Source organism: Beggiatoa alba B18LD (genome assembly GCF_000245015.1).
GTDB classification, from domain to species: Bacteria; Pseudomonadota; Gammaproteobacteria; order Beggiatoales; family Beggiatoaceae; genus Beggiatoa; species Beggiatoa alba.
The window spans coordinates 3,430,684-3,454,449 of sequence record NZ_JH600070.1 but is presented as its reverse complement, the minus strand read 5'-3'; the positions used below and the strand labels follow the sequence as shown (position 1 = coordinate 3,454,449).

At 41.6% G+C, this 23,766-nt stretch carries 19 protein-coding genes and 1 pseudogene; 10 read left to right on the top strand and 10 right to left on the bottom strand.

Annotated elements, in window-relative coordinates; translation table 11 throughout:
• Positions 1–16: 16 nt before the first annotated feature.
• The 3 genes from BEGALDRAFT_RS14130 to BEGALDRAFT_RS14120 all read right to left on the bottom strand — a co-directional run bounded on the left by BEGALDRAFT_RS14130 (position 17) and on the right by BEGALDRAFT_RS14120 (position 6,351).
• Complete coding sequence (locus BEGALDRAFT_RS14130) at positions 17–1,165, bottom strand: ABC transporter substrate-binding protein (protein WP_002691086.1); 1,149 nt, start codon at positions 1,163–1,165, stop codon at positions 17–19.
• 94 nt (positions 1,166–1,259) lie between these two features.
• A complete protein-coding gene (locus BEGALDRAFT_RS14125; protein ID WP_002691085.1) occupies positions 1,260–3,263 on the bottom strand; it encodes a HEAT repeat domain-containing protein in 2,004 nt (667 codons plus the stop codon).
• A 91-nt stretch (positions 3,264–3,354) separates the two neighbouring features.
• Complete coding sequence (locus BEGALDRAFT_RS14120; protein ID WP_157237601.1) at positions 3,355–6,351, bottom strand: peptidase inhibitor family I36 protein; 2,997 nt, start codon at positions 6,349–6,351, stop codon at positions 3,355–3,357.
• A gap of 694 nt (positions 6,352–7,045) precedes the next feature.
• On the opposite strand from BEGALDRAFT_RS14120, the gene ribD reads away from it, so the two are divergent.
• The 6 genes from ribD to BEGALDRAFT_RS14090 all read left to right on the top strand — a co-directional run bounded on the left by ribD (position 7,046) and on the right by BEGALDRAFT_RS14090 (position 13,061).
• Positions 7,046–8,167, top strand: a complete 1,122-nt coding sequence (ribD, locus tag BEGALDRAFT_RS14115; protein ID WP_002691081.1) for a bifunctional diaminohydroxyphosphoribosylaminopyrimidine deaminase/5-amino-6-(5-phosphoribosylamino)uracil reductase RibD — start codon at positions 7,046–7,048, stop codon at positions 8,165–8,167.
• 67 nt (positions 8,168–8,234) lie between these two features.
• Positions 8,235–9,167 carry an OmpA/MotB family protein gene (locus tag BEGALDRAFT_RS14110; protein ID WP_002691079.1) on the top strand — a complete coding sequence of 311 codons (933 nt, stop codon included), beginning with the start codon at positions 8,235–8,237 and terminating at the stop codon, positions 9,165–9,167.
• 75 nt (positions 9,168–9,242) lie between these two features.
• Positions 9,243–9,425 (top strand): cbb3-type cytochrome oxidase assembly protein CcoS, encoded by a 183-nt coding sequence (ccoS, locus tag BEGALDRAFT_RS14105; protein ID WP_002691077.1) that lies wholly within the window; start codon positions 9,243–9,245, stop codon positions 9,423–9,425.
• A 178-nt stretch (positions 9,426–9,603) separates the two neighbouring features.
• Positions 9,604–10,377, top strand: coding sequence for an enoyl-ACP reductase FabI (gene fabI, locus BEGALDRAFT_RS14100; RefSeq protein WP_002691074.1), 774 nt, complete (start codon positions 9,604–9,606; stop codon positions 10,375–10,377).
• A 93-nt stretch (positions 10,378–10,470) separates the two neighbouring features.
• Positions 10,471–11,886 carry a bifunctional enoyl-CoA hydratase/phosphate acetyltransferase gene (locus BEGALDRAFT_RS14095; protein WP_002691072.1) on the top strand — a complete coding sequence of 472 codons (1,416 nt, stop codon included), beginning with the start codon at positions 10,471–10,473 and terminating at the stop codon, positions 11,884–11,886.
• Positions 11,883–13,061, top strand: coding sequence for an acetate/propionate family kinase (locus BEGALDRAFT_RS14090; RefSeq protein WP_002691069.1), 1,179 nt, complete (start codon positions 11,883–11,885; stop codon positions 13,059–13,061). Before BEGALDRAFT_RS14095 ends, BEGALDRAFT_RS14090 begins: the two co-directional genes overlap by 4 nt.
• Positions 13,062–13,484: 423 nt before the next feature.
• Here the strand turns inward: BEGALDRAFT_RS14090 and BEGALDRAFT_RS18985 are convergent.
• The 3 genes and pseudogenes from BEGALDRAFT_RS18985 to BEGALDRAFT_RS18430 form a co-directional block, all read right to left on the bottom strand.
• Positions 13,485–14,179 (bottom strand): annotated as a pseudogene (locus tag BEGALDRAFT_RS18985) (IS1 family transposase).
• 72 nt (positions 14,180–14,251) lie between these two features.
• Entirely contained in the window at positions 14,252–15,295 is a 1,044-nt protein-coding gene (locus BEGALDRAFT_RS14075) for a CapA family protein (RefSeq protein ID WP_002691066.1), read from the bottom strand.
• Entirely contained in the window at positions 15,295–17,184 is a 1,890-nt protein-coding gene (locus tag BEGALDRAFT_RS18430; protein ID WP_198284646.1) for an NlpC/P60 family protein, read from the bottom strand. Before BEGALDRAFT_RS18430 ends, BEGALDRAFT_RS14075 begins: the two co-directional genes overlap by 1 nt.
• Before the next feature lie 415 nt (positions 17,185–17,599).
• On the opposite strand from BEGALDRAFT_RS18430, the gene BEGALDRAFT_RS14065 reads away from it, so the two are divergent.
• Entirely contained in the window at positions 17,600–18,034 is a 435-nt protein-coding gene (locus BEGALDRAFT_RS14065; RefSeq protein ID WP_002691062.1) for a globin domain-containing protein, read from the top strand.
• 305 nt (positions 18,035–18,339) lie between these two features.
• Here BEGALDRAFT_RS14065 and BEGALDRAFT_RS14060 read toward each other — a convergent pair whose 3' ends face one another.
• From BEGALDRAFT_RS14060 to BEGALDRAFT_RS14045, 4 genes are all read right to left on the bottom strand, one after another.
• Positions 18,340–19,161 carry a formylmethanofuran dehydrogenase subunit C gene (locus BEGALDRAFT_RS14060; protein ID WP_002691060.1) on the bottom strand — a complete coding sequence of 274 codons (822 nt, stop codon included), beginning with the start codon at positions 19,159–19,161 and terminating at the stop codon, positions 18,340–18,342.
• Positions 19,158–20,054 carry a formylmethanofuran--tetrahydromethanopterin N-formyltransferase gene (gene fhcD / locus BEGALDRAFT_RS14055; protein WP_002691057.1) on the bottom strand — a complete coding sequence of 299 codons (897 nt, stop codon included), beginning with the start codon at positions 20,052–20,054 and terminating at the stop codon, positions 19,158–19,160. The genes BEGALDRAFT_RS14060 and fhcD overlap by 4 nt, the downstream gene beginning before the upstream one ends.
• A gap of 83 nt (positions 20,055–20,137) precedes the next feature.
• Entirely contained in the window at positions 20,138–21,010 is an 873-nt protein-coding gene (locus BEGALDRAFT_RS14050; RefSeq protein ID WP_040294981.1) for a DNA adenine methylase, read from the bottom strand.
• Positions 21,011–21,111: 101 nt separating this feature from the next.
• Positions 21,112–21,321, bottom strand: coding sequence for a hypothetical protein (locus tag BEGALDRAFT_RS14045; RefSeq protein ID WP_002691053.1), 210 nt, complete (start codon positions 21,319–21,321; stop codon positions 21,112–21,114).
• A gap of 597 nt (positions 21,322–21,918) precedes the next feature.
• Here BEGALDRAFT_RS14045 and BEGALDRAFT_RS14040 point away from each other — a divergent pair.
• Genes BEGALDRAFT_RS14040 through BEGALDRAFT_RS19560 form a run of 3 tightly spaced genes read left to right on the top strand, consistent with a single transcriptional unit; the run spans position 21,919 to position 23,656 of the window.
• On the top strand, positions 21,919–22,836 hold the full coding sequence (locus BEGALDRAFT_RS14040; RefSeq protein WP_002691051.1) for an IS982 family transposase: 918 nt from the start codon (positions 21,919–21,921) through the stop codon (positions 22,834–22,836).
• A gap of 36 nt (positions 22,837–22,872) precedes the next feature.
• Positions 22,873–23,199 (top strand): IS630 transposase-related protein, encoded by a 327-nt coding sequence (locus BEGALDRAFT_RS19565; protein ID WP_232281989.1) that lies wholly within the window; start codon positions 22,873–22,875, stop codon positions 23,197–23,199.
• Positions 23,186–23,656: an IS630 family transposase gene (locus BEGALDRAFT_RS19560; protein WP_157237599.1), complete on the top strand. Its 471-nt coding sequence runs from the start codon at positions 23,186–23,188 to the stop codon at positions 23,654–23,656. The genes BEGALDRAFT_RS19565 and BEGALDRAFT_RS19560 overlap by 14 nt, the downstream gene beginning before the upstream one ends.
• Positions 23,657–23,766 lie beyond the last annotated feature (110 nt).

Here is a 23,766-nt window from a genome sequence, read left to right as displayed (position 1 = left end):
GTCTCTTTAAAATGCTTTAGTAGTCAGAAACGGTAATGATTTCTTGATAAATATTGTCTTGAGTATCATAGCTTTCGACAATAAAACGCCCATGTTTATCTGCGCTACCAAAGTATTTATCGCCTGTTTTGCTGTAGTTGCTATTGAGTATGGTTTCTTTGGCTGTTGCTAAAAATGCTTGTCGTTGTGGACTTGTCGTTGCGTAGGTTGTACTCAGTTGTTTTAAGAAACTACCCGCATCGTAACCGTAATAATATTGGGGGTAAGCACTTTCACCATCTTCAACTTCAGGTGTATAAAGAGAGAAGATATTTAGACCAGAAAAGCCCATCATCAGGGTTAACGGATAAACAGCGTCACTGGCGTACCATGTCGGTGTGACATCGGGATTACCGCCAACATTGGCATCGGTTAAAGCTTGTAAACCTTGTTCATAACCAAGGTAAATCACTGCATCAGGTTTGATTAGGGAAAGGACTTGCGAAACTTGTGTTGCTTTCATGCCTTTTTGGCTATCAGCAAGGCTTAAAAAGTCGGTTAAAGGAAATGCGCCTATGAATTGTGGGTGTGGATAATCCATTACAATATCAATAAATAAGCTACTAATAATGCTGATATATAAGTTCAATGCGTATGCGGTTGGTTCATAGACAATGGCAAACTTTTGTATGTCTTCATTTTCTAAGGATTGATACAGTGCTGCTCCTTGTAAGTTATTAGAAGGGGCTAGGCGTAGAATGTTTTCCCCTTGCGCTAAATCACTGTTGGTTGCAACCGTGGTTATAACTAAAATGTCTTTAGAGGCTTTTGCATCCAGTGCGGGTAAGCATTCTTTAGATGTTTGACAAATAATTGCGAAGACTTCAGGGTCTTGAGAGAGAGAAATTAACGGATTTTCATGTTGATCCGTATAAAAACTAACCAATTCGACGGTATATGCACCTAGCGTGTATTGCGTCACATCCGTTGCGTAGTCTAAGCCCATCCCTTTTAACACGCCCTCTTGCATGGCTTGTGCTGCTTGTGGAGAGGTAACACCATCTGTTGCAGTGCTTTGGCTACCCGCAAGGACGATAATTTTATGGGCAGCTTGCGCAAATGAGCCAGTAAAACTGAGTAGTAAAGCAAGTGTAAAACAAGTTCTTTTTATTGGTTGAGACCACATAATCATTCCTGTTAAGCGAAAAGTGTTGTAAATACTTTGTTAGTTTTTTGAAAACAGCTTTTTATAAATAATAAGTTATGTCACTCCTCCTTCTTTACTCTGTATAAATGGCTTGATAAATCGCTTTTTTCATATCACGACTGCTTTCGCGAGTCAGTTGTTGTTGTAACACGTTTAAAACTCGTGGATTATCTGCTTTATGCCGACCTAAGAAACGTAACATTTCTGCCCGAACATCAATTTCAGGTTCTTTTGCCAATAAGTCACATATTGGGTTGACTGCCTGCGTACTGTCTTGACGTTCTGTTAAGGTCAACACGGCTTGACGACGCGCTTCAACATCTGTTTCTTGGGATAACGCATTAATCAGTGCTTTTAGGGATTCCGCATCTTGTGCATGGCGCAAACTGCGATAAGCCAATAATCTAGCTTCTGCATCGGCTGATGTGATGTAGGGCACGATAATGGAGAATACATCTGGATGACCTGAATTCCCTAAGGCTCGTAAGAGGCTTAATGTTGTAGGTGGGGTTGTTTCTGAAGGGGTTATCGTTGCCGTTTGCGTGTTGTTTAAATGCAAGGTTAATTGCTTGGTGATTTGTTCAGCCGCTTGGATATTGCCAACTTCTAATAAATGTTTCGCTGTTCCCCCTAATACTTCTAAGGCAACCCCCGCGATTGCATCTTGTTGCTCTGCCCGTTGCCATAAAGCATTGACTAATGTTTCTGATGGATTAGCGACTTGTGCGGTGGTTGCCATGGCTTGCAAGATATATGGCGAATGATTGTCTTGAATTTGCGTCATGATATTTGCGAGAACGGTTTGTCCCTCAGATGTACCCGCCATATTCAGCGCACCAATGAGTAAGGCACTCGCTTCCAATGGGATTGCTTCTTGTCCTTGTAATGCCGTCAGTACATCCCCTGATTTTTCGGGATAAGCTCTTAAATAATCTGATAAATCGTAGAAGTGTTGCATGGTGACGGTGGTTGCTTGCTGATTAAGCACCGCTAACACTAAATCGGTTGTTAAATCATTGAAGCTAACCCCCGCAAAACGGTTACGTAGCTGTTGCAGTTCTAAGTCGACAAGCACATCTTGTACATCACCTGACTGCTGATTAAATGCTTGAATAACTTGGTTGATATCGTTATTAGCTTGCCAAATGGCTAATTGCAAATCGGGTTTTTCATCGGTTAACGTGAGTTGTAAAACATGACTGCTTACATTCATTGTTTCTTTAGGTGAAGAGCTTGCGTAAAAACGCAACCGTTCTTCTGCGTGAAACGTTGCTAGCCAACTTTGTTGTTTTGCTGGGGTAAAGCGAATATTGCTTTGTTCAATTTCAATATTCATTTCAATTTCTGGTGAAGAGAAATTGCTAAATTGCGACAATGCTTTTAATTCGGTGTAAGCTGTTTTATGTTTTTCTATCTCATTGACACGACGCTGATACTTAGCGGAATAAGTGCCTGTATTATGTTGTTCTAGTGACTGCCATTGTGTAGCAATTCCTGTTGGGATTATTGCTTGTACTGACTGAATCAATTCTGTTACTAAGGGTTGATTATTCTCTGCAATAGTCTGTGGGAAGTGAAAGCGTATTGGTTTGCCCTCTAAGGAGAAAACCACGATAAAAAATTGTCCTAAGAGTTTTTCAAACGATGCGATAGATTTCTCAGCAATGCGAAAATGTAAGGGGGAAAGCTGAAATCCAACACTGATTTCTTGGTCAGTCCGTTGAAAAACACGCATGTTTAACAACCCCTCTAAAACGACAGTTGTCACCGTTTCTGTGGTTTTTCCTGCCATATCAGACTGATTTTTAACTTGAAAAGTAGAGTTGTAGCGATAAATTTGCTGGTCGCCTTCATGCCAACGCCATTGCAATAAGGCAATGTTAATGTCTGGTGTTTGTGCGGTGTTTGTTGTTTGCGTTGATGAATGGATTGTTGAAGGGCTTGCTGTCACCGTGTCAGGTTTAAATGATGAAACTGTGGTAATTGCGGGTTCATTGTGGTTAGGGAAAAAGAGCCAAAACGCCCCCAGCAAAAGACCCGCAATAAATAGATAGAGAAATAAATGAGATAAACGCATAAGAGGGAGTAATACGATTTTAAAAGATGAGAAAAACAACTGAATTGCCAGACAAGTTTTAACCTGTCTGGCAGTAAACGATGGCTGTTAGTTACTTCGTGATAGTGACACCCACGATACGGTCATTAAACTCTTCGCCAATAAAAATATTGTCCCAAGTATCCCCATTTAGGTGATAATTTAATGTTTTACCGTCGTTAGTGCGCAATTTCACCTCTTTTAAAGGACCAACAAGCAGGATATTTGTCATGATTTCCAGCCCGCCTGTTTGCTCCCCTGTTTTGTTCGCATCAGCAATAAAGACTTTTCCATGAGAACTAGCAAGGTTAATGCGTGCTTTATCAACTGCGAAATGCTCTGATAATGCCACATCAGCAGACCAGTAAATTTCTAGCCCGTCGGCTTTATCCGCAATCGTGTTGCCTTCTGGGAAGGTGTGCAGATTGGGAACTAATGAACCCGCAGGCACGCCAAAGAAGCAACTGCGAGTTTCAACCGCGCCTGTGTCAATCAAACACAAGACAACCCCTTTCCCAAAGACTTTGACTGAACTGGCTTTGTCTTTCCAATCTTCATCATGAATGGCTATCTTGCTGACATTAGAACCATCAGGGGTGTAGCATTTTTCCCCACCTTGATAGTCGGCATCGCGGTAAATACAGGCTTTTTTCTCCGTATTACTGGCGCGACTGGCATGATCACTTAAGTTCATTACAATGAATGAAGACATCGAATCATTGAAGTTATAGCTGGTGAGATTATCAATACCGTGTAGCGTATTGCTGTACCAATAATGTGAGCTACCTTTCAAATTGTTATGCTCATAAATACCAATCGCCGTTTTAGGACCAATGCGGATAGAGCTAACAACGTCATTAAATGTCTTATCTAACAAGCTAATATCATTAACAACTAAGTTTTTATCCTCGCCTGTGGGGGCTTTTAGACAGGCTTCATTCCCTTGATAATTCGCATCAGAATATAAGCAAATCCAGCCTTCTTCTGTATCAGTCGGACGAGACGATAATTTTTCTAATAACACCCCTTCAGAGGCCGATACATTATTGCCATTTAAGTTATTTGTTGCTGTATTATCAGACGGTTTAGAGGCGGTATCCCATGAAGGCCACTGTGGTGTACAAAAGAAATCTTTACAGGTTTCTTTATAGCCACCCCATGTCGCTAAGGAGTCCTGACGTTGAAAAGTTGAGAATTTTACAATGGTCTCTCTTGCTTCTTTGCGCTTCCATGGTGGAATACCAAAGACAGGTTGAAGCCACGTTGCGTAAATCTCAACTTTCCCATTGGGTCCTTTCAGGTCATTACGAATAATGCCTGCAAACTTCATTTCGGTAGAAAGTAGAATCCGCATTAACAGAACTAAATTGTTTTCAATGAGTGTTAATGAACCTTCCACCCCAGCTTCTGCAACTAATATGGTGACTGCAAGCGATACTTTTCCCACTAACTTGACATAAGGCGTTGCTGAAATGGTTAATGCCCATTCCCCAATATTTTCAAATCTTCCCCCCCCTTGTATTCCCACTGCACCTGTAACGCTTCCCTTTATTTTTAATGGAATTACCCATAGTAAAAAAGTTTTTTCCTGTTTAACCATCACCGCAATGGGTAAATCAAATAAAGTGGGCGGGGTTAATTCTAATTTTGCTAATTTGTTAGGATTATCAGCTATTTTATCCGCAGCACTCACAAACTCAGGGACTGAGGAACAAGTTTTTTTCTGGTCATCAGTCAGTGAATTCAATGGCTTGAATGCAGATTGCCCTTGCGCATCTTCAACCCGACAAATTGTGCCAAAAGGGAAAGATTTCAGTTTTTCATAAGACTCATCACTTAAAACACCGAGTATTTTTAATGCATCTATCACCTTATCTTTTTCTGCTGCGCCGATGGCATCACCAATCGCGGTAAAATCTATCCCGAAGAGTTTTAACTCAACTCGCCCCGAAAGATTCTTTCCCGTATTTTTAAGAATTTTTAAACCACCCTCCAATAAAACGAAGGAATAGCCAAACAATTTTGCATTTAAGGTCAATTCAGGACCTGCTCGAACACCAAACTGGCTTTTTACAACCCCATCAGATATTGGAGCACCATCTTTTGATGTGTATTCAAGTCCTTGAAACACAAAAGGACGTAGTTCTAACCCCGTTTTAAACCCTACTGCAAAACGGTCTCCACCAAAATCAACCCCTCCAAAATCAAAGCGGGCTTGTCCTGCTGCTCTTGTCATATCTGTTGATTCGCCTGTAACAGCAACAATTGGCAAATGCGTGGTGTAAACGGCGATATTTTGCGTATTTTTGGAGTTTACAACGGTTGTTCGTACAGTGAATGTTTGCGGAGATTGTACTAAGTCTCGTAAAACACTGACTAATGTGGGGGGAATTAATAAATCAGTATAAATATTAGTTTGTATATCTGTTGGTAAATCAGTAATAGTTGTTGTATCACCATAACCTTTATTCGCATCACTCCAAACTAATAAATTATGGCAAATATCACCAATTTCTAAGCAGAAATTTAAGACTAAATCACGCGGAATAATGCTTGGTGCGATTTCAATAGCAAGACCTATCTTACCGTCTGCGGTTGGACTTAATTCAGGTTTTTGAACGGCTAATAAACGCGCTGCTTCAGTGCTTGCTGTTTCGGCTGCTTGCAAACTGTCGGCTTGCACAATCGCGGCTTCTTCAGTAGGTAAAAAGATAACTGGGCTATTCGGTTGTACTTTTTCAAGTCGCAATGGCAATTGTGCAGGGTCAACACTGCTTGCATCCATCACGGCATATTGATCAAGAATAAAGTATTCAACATCTGAAAAGACACTTTCACCCTCAGAATTATATGCTTGTACTGCAACATAATAAGCTGAATCTAATGGTAATGCTGTAGAAAACTCATTCGCATTACCCATGTCTATTAATTGCACAGGTTCTGCTTTTGGATAGGGCGCGTACGCTAAACGATATCCCGTTGCGTTTTCCGCATACCAACGAATAGTTACTATTTCGCCAATATTTTTAACAGATATAACGGGGTCTGTTGGTGGTGCTGCTGATGCCACTGACCAGTGACATAACATTATAAAAAATATATAGATATATGATTGCTTAAGGGACATTATGAGGGCGTTCCTTATTGTTGCCTTATTGTTGTTTGATGGTTGTTCGAAATAACATTACGTTAATGTAATTTTTCAAACAATTTGGAACAGTACCAGAAAAAAATCAATTTATCTATTTATTTTCTATAAATACTAGATTAGTACATTAAGTTGTAAAAAATAATTATTAATTAATAAGTTATTTGTAGTTGTTAATACTAATACCTAAAAAAAACAACTTATGATACAGCGATAACTGTGTTAGCTTTATATAAATAAACTTAGTTTATTGACAGTTAATAACTATTTTTATTATTTTGCGATGCAATAATATTTATTATATTATAACATTCCTGTAATTTATTAATTAATATATTGTATTTTAAAACAAAAAATTGACTGCTTGAGTTAATTAAAACCTTACAAAATACAAATTTTACATACCAAGTAGTAGGTTTTTTGCGGGTATAAAAACCATCAGAGAGAAAAAACTTGTGTTTATACACGAGATTTTTTACCCACTAATGCTTGATTTTATGGAGGGTTACTAAAATATGCAGTGGTAATGTTATTATTGGCATAACGGACAAAATTGCTACTTGCCGTTTTTTTATTTATTTCTTCATTTCATCCATGACAATAAAAAGATAATCGCATGAATCAGCTAGATCAATATTATATGGCGCGTGCTTTACACCTTGCAGAACGGGGTTTGTGGTCAACTGACCCTAATCCGCGAGTTGGGTGTGTTATTGTGCGTGACGGTGAGATTGTTGGGGAAGGCTGGCACGAAGTCGCAGGTGAACCCCATGCAGAAATTTACGCCTTGCAAATGGCAAAAGAGAAAGCTCAAGGGGCAACTTGTTATGTCACATTAGAACCTTGTTGTCATCATGGACGCACGCCACCCTGTACTGATGCCCTGATTAAAGCAGGAATTACTCGAGTTGTTGCTGCCTCAACTGACCCTAATCCCATTGTAGCGAGTAAGGGGATAGAGCAATTAAATAAAGCGGGAATTGTGGTTAATGTGGGCGTATTAGGTGCGCAAGCCGAGCAGTTAAATGCAGGATTTTTTATGCGGATGCGGCGTAATCGTCCTTATATTCGCTGTAAGTTAGCGATGAGTTTAGACGGTAGAACCGCAATGGCATCAGGCGAAAGTCAGTGGATTACCTCACAAGATGCACGTCGTGATGTGCAAGGCTTGCGAGCGCGTAGTTCTGCCGTGATGACAGGCGCGGGTACTATTTTGGCAGATAATCCGCGTTTAAGCGTGCGTGAATCAGAACTCCCCCAACATTTGTATAAGCCTAAAATTATTCGTCAGCCCATTCGTGCCATCGTTGATGCGCATTTGAGTTGTATGCCACCCGCTCATATTTTTGATAAATCATCACAAACTATTGTTTTTACAGCATCTCGAAATGAGACGATTAAGGCAATGTTGACAGAAGCAGGAGCGCATGTTTTATCCCTGCCTCGTGGCACAACAGGCGATATTGATTTACAAGAAATGTGTTACCGACTCGCAACTGATTATCATGTGAATGAGTTGCTGTTAGAAACAGGTGCGACCTTAAGTGGTTCTATGTTAAAAGCAGGGTTAATTGATGAAATAGTGATTTATATGGCTCCTGTTTTAATGGGCAATAAAGCACGGGGTTTATTTAATTTGCCTGAGATTGAATTAATGAAGCAACGTTTGAATTTACATATTACGGATATTCGCGCGGTGGGGTGTGATTGGCGGATTACGGCACAACCTGCGTTTTAAATTTGCTGCTTCTCTATAAACCTTCTGGGTTGTATGCAACACCTAGAAGGGATTACTTAAATTGCCTATGTCTCGTATTGCATCCCCTGCGCCTCCTCCTGCTGATGCTGAAGACAGTTATTTAGCCTCTCTCAGTGACTTAATGGTCGGCTTACTCTTTATTTTTATTATTATTTTAATGGCATTCGCGCTGAATTATCGACAAGCGGAAAGTGTTTCTACGGCGGAAACGGTTAAACAGCAAACGGAAAAACAGCGTTTAATGGTAGAAACCCAAGCCCAACAGCGCGAACGCCAACGTTTAGAGCAGGAAACGGATAAACTCCGTGAAGAACAACAGCGTTTAAGCCAAGAAACCGCACGTTTAGTCGTGGAAAAACAGCAGTTAGAAAGCATTGTTGAGCGTTTAACCGATAATGATGCAGTGCGTCGTACTTTATTACGCGATATAGAGCGTGATTTACAAAATCGGGGCGTGCGGGTATTTATCGATGAAAAAAATGGCATTTTACGCTTGCCAGAAGAATTATTATTTGCCTCTGCACAAGCGAATTTTCGCCCTGAAGGGGAACATGCGATTCAACAATTAGCGAATGTCTTGGCTGAAATATTGCCTTGCTATAGTCAAACTTCTCGCGTGATTCAGCCTCGTTGTAAACAGCAAAGCGAATCCCGTTTAGAAGCGGTCTTTATTGAAGGGCATACCGATAATAAGCCTATTAATACCCCACTGTTTAAAGACAATTGGGCGTTAGCCAATGCCCGCGCTATTAATACCTATCAAGCCTTAATTGCTAACGCACCTTTACTGGATACGCTACAAAATGGACAAACGCAGGCTTTACTCAGTGTCAGCGCGTATGAAGCCCGTCGCCCCGTCGCTGACCAAACGACAGAAGAAGGACGGCGACAAAATCGGCGGATTGATTTACGGTTCTTAATGGCATCGCCTCCCCCAGAATTAATTGAACGCGCTGCACAACGTTTAAACAACAAATAACCCTACAGACTTGAGAAATTCACACCAACACGCCATTGTATAAAAAGTATTCAACTTGTTACTGTCATATCTCCTATGGACATACTTTATTTACTCATTCCTTTATCACTCGTCTTAATTACACTGGTTATCGGTGCTTTTTTATGGGCGATTCACTCAGGTCAATTTGATGATTTAGAAGGGCCCGCGCATGAAATTCTGATGGATAAAGATGACATTGTTCCGCCTAAATCTATCCCCCCAGAACGACATCAATAAATTAGGTAGCGAGAAAAAATTAATCTGACCCTATAGCAATATCTGTGTCATTCATTTCTTGTATTTTGATACAACAGCGCGTAAAACATTCTATTGTTGCTCTGCAATATCAATTTTAGAATGACTCATCTGTTATCACCTACATGTACGTTTTTTTTAATTAAATGGAGTTATTTGCATGAATTCTGCAAACTTTCTAGCGGGTAAAAAAGGGCTTGTTGTAGGGATTGCGAACAATCAAAGTATTGCCTATGGTTGTGCAAACGCATTCCGTAATTGGGGCGCAGAGCTAGCCATTACCTACTTGAATGAAAAGGCAAAACCACACGTTGAGCCATTAGCAAAAGAATTAGAAGCCCCCTTACTTTTACCTTGCGATGTCAGCCATGAAGGCGAATTAGAAGCAGTTTTTGCGGCGATCGAACAAAAATGGGGCAAATTAGATTTCCTATTACACTCCATCGCCTTTGCCCCCCGTGATGACCTGCATGGTCGCGTAACGGACTGCTCCCGTGATGGCTTCCTGCTCGCAATGGATATTTCTTGCCACTCCTTCGTCCGCATGGCAAAACTTGCCGAGCCTTTAATGAAAGATGGCGGTTGTTTATTAACCATGAGCTACTTCGGTGCAGAACGTGTTGTTGAAAATTACAACCTCATGGGACCTGTCAAAGCAGCGTTAGAAAGCACCAGCCGTTATCTAGCCGCAGAATTAGGCGAAAAAGGCATTCGTGTACACGCCATTTCCCCCGGTCCCTTAAAAACCCGTGCTGCCTCTGGGATTTCCCATTTTGACGAACTCATTGAGAAAGCCACCGAACGCGCCCCCCAACACCAATTAGTCACCATTGAAGATGTTGGAAGTATTTGCGCCTATCTTGTGAGCGACATGGCAAAATCGATTACAGGTAATCGTATCTATGTCGATGCGGGCTATCACATCGTTGGTTAAGCCATCATAACGCTTATGCTGATAAGGCTTTGTTCTTCTTGCTTATCAGCATGATAGCAATACATAACGTGAACAACGTGAGAATCAACAACTATGCACAACTCAGCACCTCAACAGAGTATTAGCAATAAAACCTTTGCTGAAATTCAACTTGGTGAATCGGCTAGCGTTTCCCGCACGCTCACCTATGAAGACATTAATATTTTTGCCATGGCATCAGGGGATTTAAACCCCACCCATTTAGACTTTGATTACGTACACGAACAAGATAAAAAAAACAAAGTCACGGGACACAGCATGTGGAACGGCGCGCTCATTTCAGGGATTCTTGGAACACAACTCCCAGGACCTGGAACGATTTATAAAGGGCAAAACTTAAGTTTCCATAACTACTTAACGTTGGGTGATACCGTTACGCTCACCATTACCGTTAAGAGTAAAAATCCGCAAGACAACAGCATTATTTTTGACTGTTTAGGGACAAACCAACGGGGAGAAAAAGTTTGCTCGGGAACATCAGAAGTTATTGCGCCAACTGAAAAAATTGTTCGGGAAGCCATTGCCTTACCAGAATTACAAATCAACAACCCTGGTGCTCAACTACAACGCTTAGTTGCCATGACAGAAAAATACGACCCCATTCGTATGGCAGTCGTACACCCTGTTGACCGCAACTCCCTATTTGGCGCGATAGAAGCCGCAAAAGCAAATTTAATTATTCCTTACCTCGTAGGGCCTAAAGCCAAAATTATTGCTGTCGCCCAAGAAGACGGTGTCGATATTAGTGGCTACAACTTTGTTGACACCGAACACAGCCATGAAGCCGCCTCTGTTGCCGTTGCAATGGCACGTTCAGGCGAAGTCGATGCCATCATGAAAGGCAGTTTACATACCGACGAACTCATGGGCGCGGCAGTACAACGCGGCACAGGGATTGCCACCTCTCGCCGTATGAGTCACGTTTTCGTTATCGATGTTCCTACCTATCCACGTCCGCTCTTCGTTACCGATGCTGCCATTAACATCGACCCCACCTTAGAAGACAAACGCGACATCGTACAAAGTGCGATTGAACTTGCCCATGCCTTAGGGGTGCCACAACCCAAAATAGCCTTACTCTCAGCGGTAGAAACCATTAATCCTAAAATGCGTTCTACCCTCGAAGCCGCCGCCATCTGCAAAATGGCAGACCGTAAACAAATCGTTGGCGGTATCATCGATGGACCTTTAGCCTTTGACAATGCCGTTTCTATGGAAGCAGCCAGAATTAAAGGCATTGTTTCCCCTGTTGCAGGACAAGCCGACATCCTCGTCGCGCCTGACCTAGAAGCAGGCAATATGGTTGCTAAACAACTAGAATACATGGCAGAAGCCCAATCTTCAGGCATCGTCTTAGGGGCTAGAGTTCCCATTGCCCTCACCAGTCGCGCCGACTCTGTCCTAAGCCGTATGGCATCTTGCGCCCTAGCCCTACTCCTTGTTCGTAACAAAGCCAAAGGAATTCCATGAGTCAAAACGCTATCCTCGTGATTAATGCAGGTTCATCCAGCATTAAATTCTCATTGTTTGCTATCAATGACGGTGCAGAACAAACTTTAGAGTTAATCTATCGTGGCAATATCTCAGGCTTAGGCACACACGCCCACTTTACCGCCAAAAACGCGATAGGTTTAAAACTCACGGATGAAGATTTAGGGACAGCAACCCACGAAGCCGCTTTTGCCCGTTTACTTAAATGGATGGAAGAACGCGACGATGGTTTAAGCCTCTATGCCGTTGGACATCGCGTTGTCCACGGTGGCGTGACCTTTAACAAACCTGTCGCCATTACATCTGAAATTTATCAAGAGCTTGAGGCTCTTATCCCGCTAGCACCGTTACATCAACCCCACAACCTCGCGCCGATAAAAGTCTTAGACAAACTGAAAGAACATTTACCACAAGTCGCGTGTTTTGATACCGCGTTCCACACCACGCAAACGCTAACCGCGCAACGCTTCGGCATTCCCCGTGAATACACCGAACAAGGGATAAAACGCTATGGTTTCCACGGTTTATCCTACGAATACATTGCGCAAAAAATTCCTGCTGTTATGGGGAAATTACCTGAAAAAGTTGTTGTTGCCCATTTAGGCAATGGCTCTAGCATGTGCGCAATTCGTCACGGCAAAAGTGTTGCGTCAACTATGGGCTTCACCGCTTTAGACGGTTTACCCATGGGCACACGCACAGGCGCGATTGATGCGGGCGTTATCCTCCATTTCCTCAACCAAGGCATGGACGTTAAAGAACTGACCAAGCTACTTTATAACCGCTCAGGTTTATTAGGCGTGTCAGGCATTAGCAACGACATGGAAACCTTATTAGCCAGCGATTCCCCCCATGCAAAAGAAGCCATAGACTACTTCGTCTATCGAATCGGGTGCGAATTAGGGGCGATGACCTCCACCATTAACGGCATTGACGCGCTGGTCTTTACTGCGGGCATTGGCGAATATGCCAGCCCCATTCGAGCACAAGTGTGTGAAAAAGCGGAATGGTTAGGGATTAAATTAAATCCTGAAGCAAATGCCAAACATGCCTCTTGCATCAGCACGCCTGACAGCCGTACTTCTGTTTGGGTGATTCCGACCAATGAAGAAAAGATGATTGCACAGCATACGTTACGGGTGTTATCAGCTTAGTAACCCGAGTTCGGCGATATTTATAAAATAAAACAGATACCTGCTAGGTTTTCAAAACCTAGCAGGTCTTTTTTTGTCTGAATCAGAATTTTCAGAATTAGCAGAATTAAAAAGTGTGATTCGCGTTAATTTCTTGGTTTATAGTAAACGTACGATAAAGTGATTTAAATTTAGGACTGGCAGTCCTCATAGGACTGCCAGTCCTTCGTACCGTTTTATAGTGCGTTTACTATAAGAGGGTTTAAATTCTGTTAATTCTGTTAATTCTGATTCAGACAATCTCTTGTCTTTTTAAAAGAATATCGCCGTACTCAGGTTAGTAAGTAATTGGCTGGATTGAAATAAAAAAGCGCGGACAAATGATTGTTCGCGCTTTTTTTATAAAAACCGTTGGGAAAGTCTTTTGATAAATTTTTGGTAGTGCTAAAGAAGCAGTGATTTGTTGTAATCATTAATGAAAAAATAGTAGCACCGATGTGATTTTCTATCTTCTTGGAGAAAGATAAGGTTTTTCTCACTAAACGACTACCACGCTGTCTTAACGTATGGTTAAATCGCTCAAGCCCTGTCTCCTTCCCTACCGCTTTATGCCGTTTACTCGGAAGAACTTTCTGATAGGCTTCCCAGAAGTTGGTGTAACAGACTGCACATTGCCGATATACCGCTGGGAGTGAGTCCCACAGTGCTTGCGCCCCCTCTGCATCTCGCTTTCCAAAGACAACCCCGACAATCTCTCGCTCTCGTGAGTCTCTATCCAATGCTAACCATATCCAAACTTTCTGTTGACGCTGCCCAACCAATGACTACATCTCATCGCATTCTAAGCACAATTGCTTTTTTTTAACCGCTTGTTCTAGTCTTTGTTGTGCATACAAACCATTGACATCATGTTGTAGCCATGTGCCTGAGATTCCCGTGACACGCGCTATTCCTCTTAGTGAGAGTTTTTCTTTTAACAGTTTATCTACCCGTGCCCAAGTTTCTTGGCTTATGTATTTCTTGGTAGGCTGTTCTACAAATCTCCGTCCGCATTCGCGACATTTATAGTTTTGTGTCCCTGTACGGGTTTTTCCGTATTTCACAATGTATGTCGCTTTACAGCTAGGGCAAGTTAGCATTTTAGGAGCTCTTTATATTTCTTCGGTTTCACTATTTTAATATCACTGCTTCTTTAGCTCTACCTTTTAAACTTATTTCAACTGAGTAATGACCCCTGAGGGGCTAAAGGATAAGCGACTTTCAGGGAAATCCGCTTTCGTGAGGGATTGAATTAATTGGTAAGCCGTTGCTTGATTATCTAGCATCACAGAACTGCGTTTAGTTTGTTGGATAGAAACGACTTTTGCTTGAATAAACTGCCCTGTTTTATCAACACTGACTTTGATAAGTGGCGCGACCCCATTAACGCCTTTCACATTAAAAGGCCCATAAGTGCAGAAATTGCCCAAACTATACGCAATAAAGCGATTATTATAAACTTCTACTGCACGAGTCACATGAGGTCCATGACCAAAGACGACATCAGCACCTGCATCAATGACGGCGTGCGCAAATTCATACACGTTGCCACGATTTTCACTATAAAAGGTTTCAGACTGACGGGTAACATGTTGATGTTTGCTACCTTCTGCACCCCCATGAAAAGAGACGATGACAATATCATTATCGCGGGCTAATTGCGCAACCAATCGTTTCGCGCCTGCAATATCCCGTAAATCCATGACATTATTATTCGGCGCAAACGCAGCAAATCCATAACGAATACCGTCTTTACTAAAACTCACAGACGGCACGGACTCAAAGCCTGCGGCATATAAACCTTTTTCTTTCAGAACTTTAATCGTGTTTTGCATACCTACCGCGCCAAAATCACCGACATGATTATTCGCAATGCTCACGACATCAAAGCCTGCCGTCACTAAATTATCAATTAAATATTCAGGCATCCGAAAGGAAAAGCAGTTACTACAATTGACTTTACCCGTTGTACCGCCCTCATCAAGGATAACCCCCTCTAAATTACCAAATGTTACATCGGCATTGCGAAGAATGTCTTGCACATTTGCGAGTAGGTCACGTCCTTGATTTGGCGGGAGAAGCTCTGCGACTGGGTAATTTGTACCCAGCATCATATCCCCTACCCCAATAATATCGACGGTTTCTTTTGCATGAACAGCAGTGCTCATACTGATAGAAAGGCATAATAAAAGGGTTTGTAGGGATTTAATCTGCATTAGTTACGACCTCCACCAACAAAATAACGACTGTAGTATTTATCGTTTAGGCTGGTAATGGTGACGGGTTTATTGGTTGCTTCGGCATGAATGAACTTATCACCGCCGAGATAGATACCGACGTGGTCAATACGGCTACTGCTACGCACGCGGAAAAAGACTAAATCGCCTGGTTTTAAATTCCCTTTTCCAACAGGGCGACTGCTTTGATATTGCTCATGTGCCGTGCGTGGCACACGAATGCCGACTTTATGATAGTTGTAATACACAAAACCACTACAATCAAAGCCTGAGGGTGTTGTACCACCATAACGGTAAGGTGTTCCTAAGAGATTTTGTGCATTTTTCAATGCGGTTTTAATCCGCAAATCTCCGCCCACTTGTTGATAATCTTCAACATAATTTTCAGTAACAACGCGCTTCGGTGTAACTGTTGTAGGCTTTAATAAATAACTATTATTGGCTTTCACTTCAGCACGTTTTTTGGCTTGTTGCTGGCTCGTGTTTAAATTGAGTTTAGCCGTTAATAAGGAGGGTTGTTTAGGCACAACAGGGGCTGGTATTGGTTTAGGTGTAATCAAGGGTTCACTGGCTTTTAACCAGCTTAAAATGCCTGTTTCATTATCAGCGGTTAAGACCCACGCTGTATTGCTATTTTTCACCCGTTGCCATGTCAATGTCTTCTTACCAACATTGATTTGTTTCTCTGCTGTTTGTGAAGCCAGTTTAGAGGATTGTGTTTGACAAATATCACCGCCTAATTGTTTTAACAATCCACTGAGTTGTACCGCGCTCTCACTGGTAGGTTTGTAATAAACGGCTTCCCCAGTACGATTAAGTTGGCGCACAGCGTAGAAAGGTTTACCTTGTGTATTAAATTCAACGGCTAAAATATCCCCTTCGTCCACCGCATCCCCTGCAACATATTGGGTATAAAGAATTTTAAAGGTATCACCTTGCTTAATTTCTTTAAAATTAATTTGTTCAGGAAAGACTCGTTTTAACAATTGCAGTAATTGACGGTTAGATAACCCTGCTTGTCTGCCCGCATCAAATAACGTGTTATTGACGCAACCTTGTGTGAAAACGACTTGCGTATTGATATCACGTTTAATCACTGTTTTGGTAAAGCCTTCTTCACCGCGTGAAATATGCAATTCGCTACTAAAGTCTAAATCGACAATTAAATCCTCAACATTCCCGTTAGAATCCCGTCGAATTCGCAACTCTTGCCCTGGTTGAAGCGCATTTAATTTACTGGCTTGCTCGCCTAAATCAAGAATTTCGTGCAACTGACCACGATTGAGTTGATAACGCACAAACAGCGTAGAAAGGGTATCCCCTTCACTGACATTTAAATCAATCCATGGTGATTCTGGCGCGTCCGCGACTTCTAAATTCTGCGTTTCATCAATATCCTCTTCTGTTTCCGCTTCAACATTAAACGTTGCATTTTGATAATCCCAATCAGTGGGTAAAACCGCTAAGGCAGGAATAAACAAATCAGCCAATTCAGTCGGAATAGGCTCACTAAAGCTCATACTTTCTTCTGTGGATGATAGCGTTTTTTCTGACGACTCTGACGAAAATATGTCAGTTTGCAAGGATTTGGCGAATTGATGAAGACCGCCATTTGGTTCGTATAATGCGCCTGTACTGGTAATCCACCAGCCCATTGACACTAACATGCTGATGGTAAGAATAGCGGTTTTTGGTCGCTTAAACCGACGTTTATGAATCCCTTTTTCTAAACTAAACTCGTAGCCAGATAAAGCCATAGGCAATTCAGGCTGATCATGAAAATGATGTCGCCACCATCGAGCAAAACGCGCCGTTAAGGTTCTGCGAGATTTAAACAAGTCCTTTGAATTGACTTTTAAGCCTTTCACTGGCTTAACCTCTGATCCTAGTGATTGTTTATAACCCATTTTCTTATACACCATTTAGTTTTAAAACCGATAATGGAAAATAACGAAAACGCCCGTGTTAGTCAATACAAAAATACGGGAACATCCTCATTGACAAGTTTGTGGTCACAACCCAGCTTTGCACTTTTTATGCACAAACTTAATGAGTTGTTATTATCAATTGTATTTGTTATTAAATAATGACTCAGGCAAGATAATTTTATCTGTCATGACAAAACACTATTGTTCTATTTTTTAAAAACCTGCTGATTTATTTGATATGTTACAACAGAAAGCCTTTTAAAAGCATACCAGCATAATAAAATACCCTACAGCATGACAAGGATTTTTAAGAATCATAACTATCAAGTTGAGTTCATAACCGAGGAGAGGAAACATGTTAAAGGCATCTGACATTCAATTAGTCTGTCGTTCTTGGGAAAAACTATCGCCAAATATCCCAGAAGGAATCATTTTAGGACAAAAGTTTTATAAAAACCTTTTTACACTAGACCCTAGTTTAAAGACTCTGTTTAAAGGGGATTTGACTGAGCAAAGTATTCACTTTATGCACATCATGGATACTATCGTCAATGCTATCGATAAAGTAGATGATTTATCGGATGTTGTAGCACGTTTAGGCGTGCGTCACGTTGGCTATGGCGTACAAGAAGCGGATTATGCCGTATTTGGTAAAGCCTTACTAATGACCATTGAACAAACCTTAGCAGATGCGTTCACACCTGAGCTTAAACAAGCGTGGGAAAATACTTATAACACGTTAGCGGAGCTAATGAAAAAAGGCGCGGAAGCAGCATCTAGTGTTGCTTAATCTGGATTTTGTAATTAATCCTAATTTGCTAAGTAACCTGAGTTAGGTGAGTTTTATAAAATAAAACAGAGACCTGCTAGGTTTTGAAAACCTAATAGGTCTTTTTTTGTCTGAATCAGAATTAGCAGAATTAAAAACATAATTTTTATTCTTTTAATTTTCTTGTCTTTTTAATTCTGAAAATTCTGATTCAGACAAACTGTTGTCTTTTTAAAAGAAACTCGCCGAACTCAGGTTATGTTTTTAAGATATTTATTGAATTTGCGTTATGGAAACGAGACTTTTTTGTTAAAGAATCCCTGTTCTTACTGTATTCCCCCCATGACTAAAATCTCCCCCTTACCTATCGTTGCTAAATCGCCCGCAAACCGTTGAACAGGCGCGGAAAATAAAGCGCGAGGAATTCGACTATTGGGATATTGCAAGGATTTTTCTAAAAGGCGTAAAAATAATAATTCGTGTTGACCGCAGTCGTTAAAAGTCGCCAGTAAATGCGCGGGAGGACGCGATAAAATCACAGTGCCGCGTTGCATCCCATAGCCTAAGTAACTGCCGACTTGTCCAAAAATGGCAATCGTTCCCGCAACCATCCGCGAGGCGCAGTAGTCGCCCGCATCGCCTTCAATAATAATCATGCCACGCCGTAATTGGTCGCCGACGCGATGCCCTGCGTTGCCTGTAACGATAACGCGCCCGCCTCGCATTCCTTGACGTTCACCCGCCCGCGCCGAGCCGAGATAATCGCCTGCATTGCCATGAATGAAGATTTCTCCCCCTTTCATGCCTGCGGCGGTGTAGGCATCGGTGTTGCCGTGTATTTCTATTTTGCCTTTGCGCATATCGCGCCCTAAATATGCACCGATAGAGCCGTAAATCTCGATTGTCCCGCCTTGCATCACTGCGCCAATGTGGTCAAGTTTGCCACAGTCCGCTTTAAATATCAGATGTTGTGTATCTTCACCTGTCATATCGAAAACGTTGTCGACGTTTAGGTGACGATTACCATAAGAGAGGGGCAGGGCTTTGATGTCGTCTGGGGTTTTCCCTTGTAGTAGATTTGGAACGAGGGGGGATAAATCAAGCCGTTGTTGTAATTCGGTTTTTAGGGTAAAGACTAAGGGGTTCATTGCATAATCTCCTGCAAGTGGAAATGGTAAGGGCCGAGTTTTCCGCCGTAATTTCCTGCACTGATGCGCAAAATACCGTTGGCTTTGCCGAGTTGACAGACTGCTTGAATCCCTGCGCGGGTTGCTTCTCGAATCGCGGTATCTGTTAAACCGTCGATAACGATTTCTAAAACAGAACCGACATTGTTGTCGAGTTCACTATTCACTTGTCCTTTTAAGGTAGGGCAAAAAGCGTGATTACTGGAGGCAATTAAGCCTTTGTATTTAGAGCCGACTTTAGAGCCTGAGCGTACAACGCCACCAGGGAAAGGCATAATAACGCCTGCAACTTGACGCATGGCTTCGATGGCGTGTTCGCTGGCAATCAGTGCTTGTTCAGGCGTTTTAGCAAGAATGAGGAAGTTACCCCCACCAACAGCAGAAGTAATACCCGTAGTTTCTTCACATAAAAATTCGCCTTCCATGACGGGGATGCGCCAGTAGCGTTTGCCTGCGATAACTTTGGAGATTTGCCAGCCATCGCCGAAGTAGCGGAGGTTTTTTCCCAGTGGTGCAGGTTTATCGGTGTAGAGTCCTGCAAAACAGGCGGTGCTTGGGCAGGTTAAGACGCATTGCCCGACACGGTTTTGTATTTGTTTGATGAGTTTGTCGGAGGACATGGTAAAGAGAAGGATGGATACGCCGACGCGACCATCAGGCGTTTCTTCTGCGCTGAGTTCTCTTTCTATACCTGCTTCACATCCGCAGGCGATGACGGAGGTTGCAAAACCTGTCATGGCTTGGGCGGCGATGTTTGCCCATTTTTGATTGTGTGCCGTTACGATGATGCGGGTGGCTTTCATGGGAAATGCCTCCGCAAAAGTCGGGTCTATTTGTACGCCATTGATTTCCATTCGCGTTCCTTTGGTTTTATGTCATGAAATATTTTTTTATTGAGTATTTTCTATGGAAATAGAATCTACTTAATATTTTAATATTATTGGTAATTTCTAATAATTATTTCGTTAATTTTACCCCGTCCATCTTTTTTACTATTAATAAAACGGGGCATTTTGACCGTTTCAGTGTAGTAAATTTTATAGAGTTCTCGCATAAAAATGGTATCTGAATTTGAGTGCATTAATAAACAATGTTTATGGTCTAGGCGTTTAAAATTTTCAAATAATTGTTTTTGTTCTGCTTCTAAAAATAAGTGTTGATTGTACGCGGTAAAATTAGCAGTGGCAGTTAAGGGGTAGTAGGGCGGGTCTAAATAGATGAAGTCGTTTTTTTGTGCGAGTTGTAACACGTGACTGTAGTCAGTGTGTAATAGGGTGACATTTTGCAGGGCATGATGTGCGTTTAAAAGAAGGTCTGTATCACAGATAGCAGGCTTTACATAACTACCTATCGGCACATTAAAAAAACCTTGTTTGTTGACGCGATAGAGTCCGTTAAAGCAGGTTTTGTTGAGGTAGATAAAGCGGGCTGCTCGCATTTCTGGGCTTAATTGGGCGAAATTGGTTTGTCGGTCTAGGGCGCGGATGTAGGTGTAGAAGTGGGCGGAGTGTTGTTCTTGAAATTGTTGCAGTTGTAGAATTAAGGCGTAGGGATTGTGTTGTACAGTCTGATAGGCGTTGATAAGTTCGGCGTTTTTATCAAATAGGTAGATTTTTTTGCCTGTGAGCATGTTGCGTTTGCGTAGTTCAAAAAACAGCGCACCACCACCGACAAAGGGTTCAAAGTAGTGATTAAAGTCTGTTGGAAGTCTTTTTAACAATTCATCGAGTAAGGCGCGTTTACCACCAACCCATTTAATAAAGGGTTTAATCAGCATATGTGTTGATGAGGTCGGGGTTTTAGAAGTCATACGCGCAGTGATGAGGGCGATTGATACCTAGCCCTGTTGTAGCAAGGACAAAAGGGCTAGGCAAAAATTATTGCATCTAGTTGATTAGTTTTGTTTTGGCTTTAATGAGCGGAATTGACGGCGGGGTTGGATGCATCACTGATTTCTACGGATTGCAAACTAGCCCATTGTTGTGGGTGACGCAAGAGGGTTGCGCTAATTTCATGATGTTCTTCATTATTCATCATGCGCCATTGTCTTTGACGATTTTGCTGTGCTAAACGTTGGCTGTTGTGTTGGCAAGCGGGGGAATAACGTTTTTTCATAAACATAAAGACCTGTCATTGCTAAACATAAGTAGGGAATTACCCCTACTCTTGGAAAAGCGACCTATTATAAAACAGTTTTACCCATAACGATTAAATATAACTTGGTAAAATTAAGTAACCTAAGTTCGGCGAGTTTCTTTTAAAAAGATAAAAGATTGTCTGAATCAGAATTCACAGAATTTTCAGAATTAAAAAGCATGATTCGCATTCATTTCTTGGTTTAAGGGGTTTAAATTCTGTTAATTCTGAAAATCCTGATTCAGACAATGTTTTAATCTTGCTGGTTAAAGTAAAGTCAACCCTTTTCGTGCGTTCCAACAGACCTGCTCGGTTTTCAAAACCTAGCAGGTCTCTGTTTGTCTGAATCAGAATTCACAGAATTTTCAGAATTATAGCAACCGTATTTTAAAAAGATAATAAAAAATGACCTATTCAATAGATTTCCGTTGTAAAGTAACGCGAGTACGGCGAGATAATAGATATAAAACAGAGGATTAATGATAAAAGCGGAATGGAAGAAATAAAAAGTTGTACCTAAAGGAAAAGTAGGAATAATGGAACATCACTAAACGTCCACCCCCACTTTCCAAAGGTACAACCATGGATATGATAACAATCCTGTTCTGCTCAATCGACGACTTTTGTAAATGGTTCATGCCTTTATGGGAACAAATGTTGTTAGAAGAAGGAAATCCCAAGAAAAGTCAGCGAGATGGGACAATGTCCCCGTCGGAAGTGATGACCTTACTCGTGTTGTTTCATCAATCTAATCAACGTCATTTCAAAGGATTTTATACCCACTATGTTCCGCAGGTACTCGGGGGGGCGTTTCCGAAACGGGTCAGTTATCAACGGTTTGTTGAGTTATCCCAGTCAGTGATGATACCGCTCAGCGCCTACTTGCACAGTCGGCGGGTAAACTCTCGCGGGATTGCCTTCATTGACTCAACCCCGTTAAAGGTTTGTCACAATCGGCGAATTTCACACCATAAAACCTTTGCAAACCTCGCACAACGGGGGAAGAACTCTATTGGGTGGTATTTTGGCTTTAAATTGCATTTAGTCATTGATGATACAGGGGAATTAATCTCCTTTTTTCTCACCGCTGCGAATTTTGATGACCGCAAGGGCTTAAGGGCGATGACGCAATTTATTCAAGGTAAGTTATATGGTGACAAGGGCTATATTTCTAAGGCATTAAAGGCAACTTTGAAAACGCAAGGCATTGAATTAATCACGGGTGTCCGTAAAAACATGAAAAAAGAGTCGCTCAGTGAATTTGATACGATAATGCTAAAAAAACGTTCCTTAATAGAAACCGTCATCGGTCAACTTAAATCATTCACTCAGATTGAACATACGCGCCATTGCAGTGTCTTGGGGTTTATGGTCAATGTCGTTGCGGGGCTTATTGCTTACACTTGGAAGCTCCATAAGCCTTCTTTGATGTCTCGTATTAATCCTAAACTTGATGATGGCTTTAATTTGTTAAATCCTTCTCAACCTATTTTTATTTAAGTCATTTTTCGCCGTACTCGCGTTAAAGTATTAAAGGTGAAACAAGAAGAAAATCTTACCCTAGCAGCGGTAGCGAAACGCTTTCAAATAGCCATCGCAAGTGTAGTGAGATGGAGTAAAGTCTTAGAAGCCAAACGGACACGTAACAAACCAAGCAAAATAGATATGGAAGCTCTAAAACAAGATGTTGTGTTATATCCCGATGCTTACCATTACGAACGTGCAGCCCGTTTTGGAATAACTGAAGGGGGAATTCGTAGCGCATTAAAACGTCTAGGAATTAGCCGTAAAAAAAAACCTCAAACATTCCAAAGCCAACCCCGAAGCACGGCAAGTCTTCCAAGACAAAATGAATCGTTATAAACAATCTGATAGACAAATTGTTTTCATCGATGAAAGTGGTTTTGCTCATGATATGCCACGCCGTTTTGGTTATGCACCTATCGGCAAACGTTGCTCTGGTACGCAAGACTGGCACGCAAAGGGACGCACTAATGTCATCGGGGCTTTGCTCAATTTTTGTTTACTAACGGTCTCTTTAGTTTCTGGGGCGGTTAATTCTGATGTCTTTTTTGCTTGGATAACCCAAGAGTTACTCCCTAAACTCCCTCAAAACTCTGTCATTGTCATGGATAAGGCCACTTTTCATAAACGTAGTGATATTCAGCAGGCTATTTTAGATGCTGGGCATCTCTTGGAATATTTACCTCCTTATTCGCCTGATTTAAATCCTATCGAGCATAAATGGGCTCAGGCTAAGACTCTCCGCAAACAACAATATTGTTCTATTGATGAGCTCTTTTTATTGAATTCTATTTAATCTTTTTATAATTCGTTTGCTATAGCTAACACACCCTCACGCCTATATTCCGTTAATGTCATCAATAAAAATAGTTAATTTTATAATTTATAAAAAACCTATAAACTATA

What these genes read in the sequence shown, in the direction of transcription:
- BEGALDRAFT_RS14090 (WP_002691069.1), top strand. Translation starts at nt 11,883, where the DNA reads ATGAGTCAAAACGCTATCCTCGTGATTAATGCAGGTTCATCCAGCATT.
- fhcD (WP_002691057.1), bottom strand. Translation starts at nt 20,054, where the DNA reads ATGGAAATCAATGGCGTACAAATAGACCCGACTTTTGCGGAGGCATTT.
- BEGALDRAFT_RS14110 (WP_002691079.1), top strand. Translation starts at nt 8,235, where the DNA reads ATGTCTCGTATTGCATCCCCTGCGCCTCCTCCTGCTGATGCTGAAGAC.
- BEGALDRAFT_RS14060 (WP_002691060.1), bottom strand. Translation starts at nt 19,161, where the DNA reads ATGAACCCCTTAGTCTTTACCCTAAAAACCGAATTACAACAACGGCTT.
- BEGALDRAFT_RS14075 (WP_002691066.1), bottom strand. Translation starts at nt 15,295, where the DNA reads ATGCAGATTAAATCCCTACAAACCCTTTTATTATGCCTTTCTATCAGT.
- BEGALDRAFT_RS14050 (WP_040294981.1), bottom strand. Translation starts at nt 21,010, where the DNA reads ATGACTTCTAAAACCCCGACCTCATCAACACATATGCTGATTAAACCC.
- ccoS (WP_002691077.1), top strand. Translation starts at nt 9,243, where the DNA reads ATGGACATACTTTATTTACTCATTCCTTTATCACTCGTCTTAATTACA.
- BEGALDRAFT_RS14045 (WP_002691053.1), bottom strand. Translation starts at nt 21,321, where the DNA reads ATGTTTATGAAAAAACGTTATTCCCCCGCTTGCCAACACAACAGCCAA.
- fabI (WP_002691074.1), top strand. Translation starts at nt 9,604, where the DNA reads ATGAATTCTGCAAACTTTCTAGCGGGTAAAAAAGGGCTTGTTGTAGGG.
- BEGALDRAFT_RS14130 (WP_002691086.1), bottom strand. Translation starts at nt 1,165, where the DNA reads ATGTGGTCTCAACCAATAAAAAGAACTTGTTTTACACTTGCTTTACTA.
- BEGALDRAFT_RS14125 (WP_002691085.1), bottom strand. Translation starts at nt 3,263, where the DNA reads ATGCGTTTATCTCATTTATTTCTCTATCTATTTATTGCGGGTCTTTTG.
- BEGALDRAFT_RS14095 (WP_002691072.1), top strand. Translation starts at nt 10,471, where the DNA reads ATGCACAACTCAGCACCTCAACAGAGTATTAGCAATAAAACCTTTGCT.
- BEGALDRAFT_RS14065 (WP_002691062.1), top strand. Translation starts at nt 17,600, where the DNA reads ATGTTAAAGGCATCTGACATTCAATTAGTCTGTCGTTCTTGGGAAAAA.
- BEGALDRAFT_RS19560 (WP_157237599.1), top strand. Translation starts at nt 23,186, where the DNA reads ATGAATCGTTATAAACAATCTGATAGACAAATTGTTTTCATCGATGAA.
- BEGALDRAFT_RS14040 (WP_002691051.1), top strand. Translation starts at nt 21,919, where the DNA reads ATGGATATGATAACAATCCTGTTCTGCTCAATCGACGACTTTTGTAAA.
- ribD (WP_002691081.1), top strand. Translation starts at nt 7,046, where the DNA reads ATGAATCAGCTAGATCAATATTATATGGCGCGTGCTTTACACCTTGCA.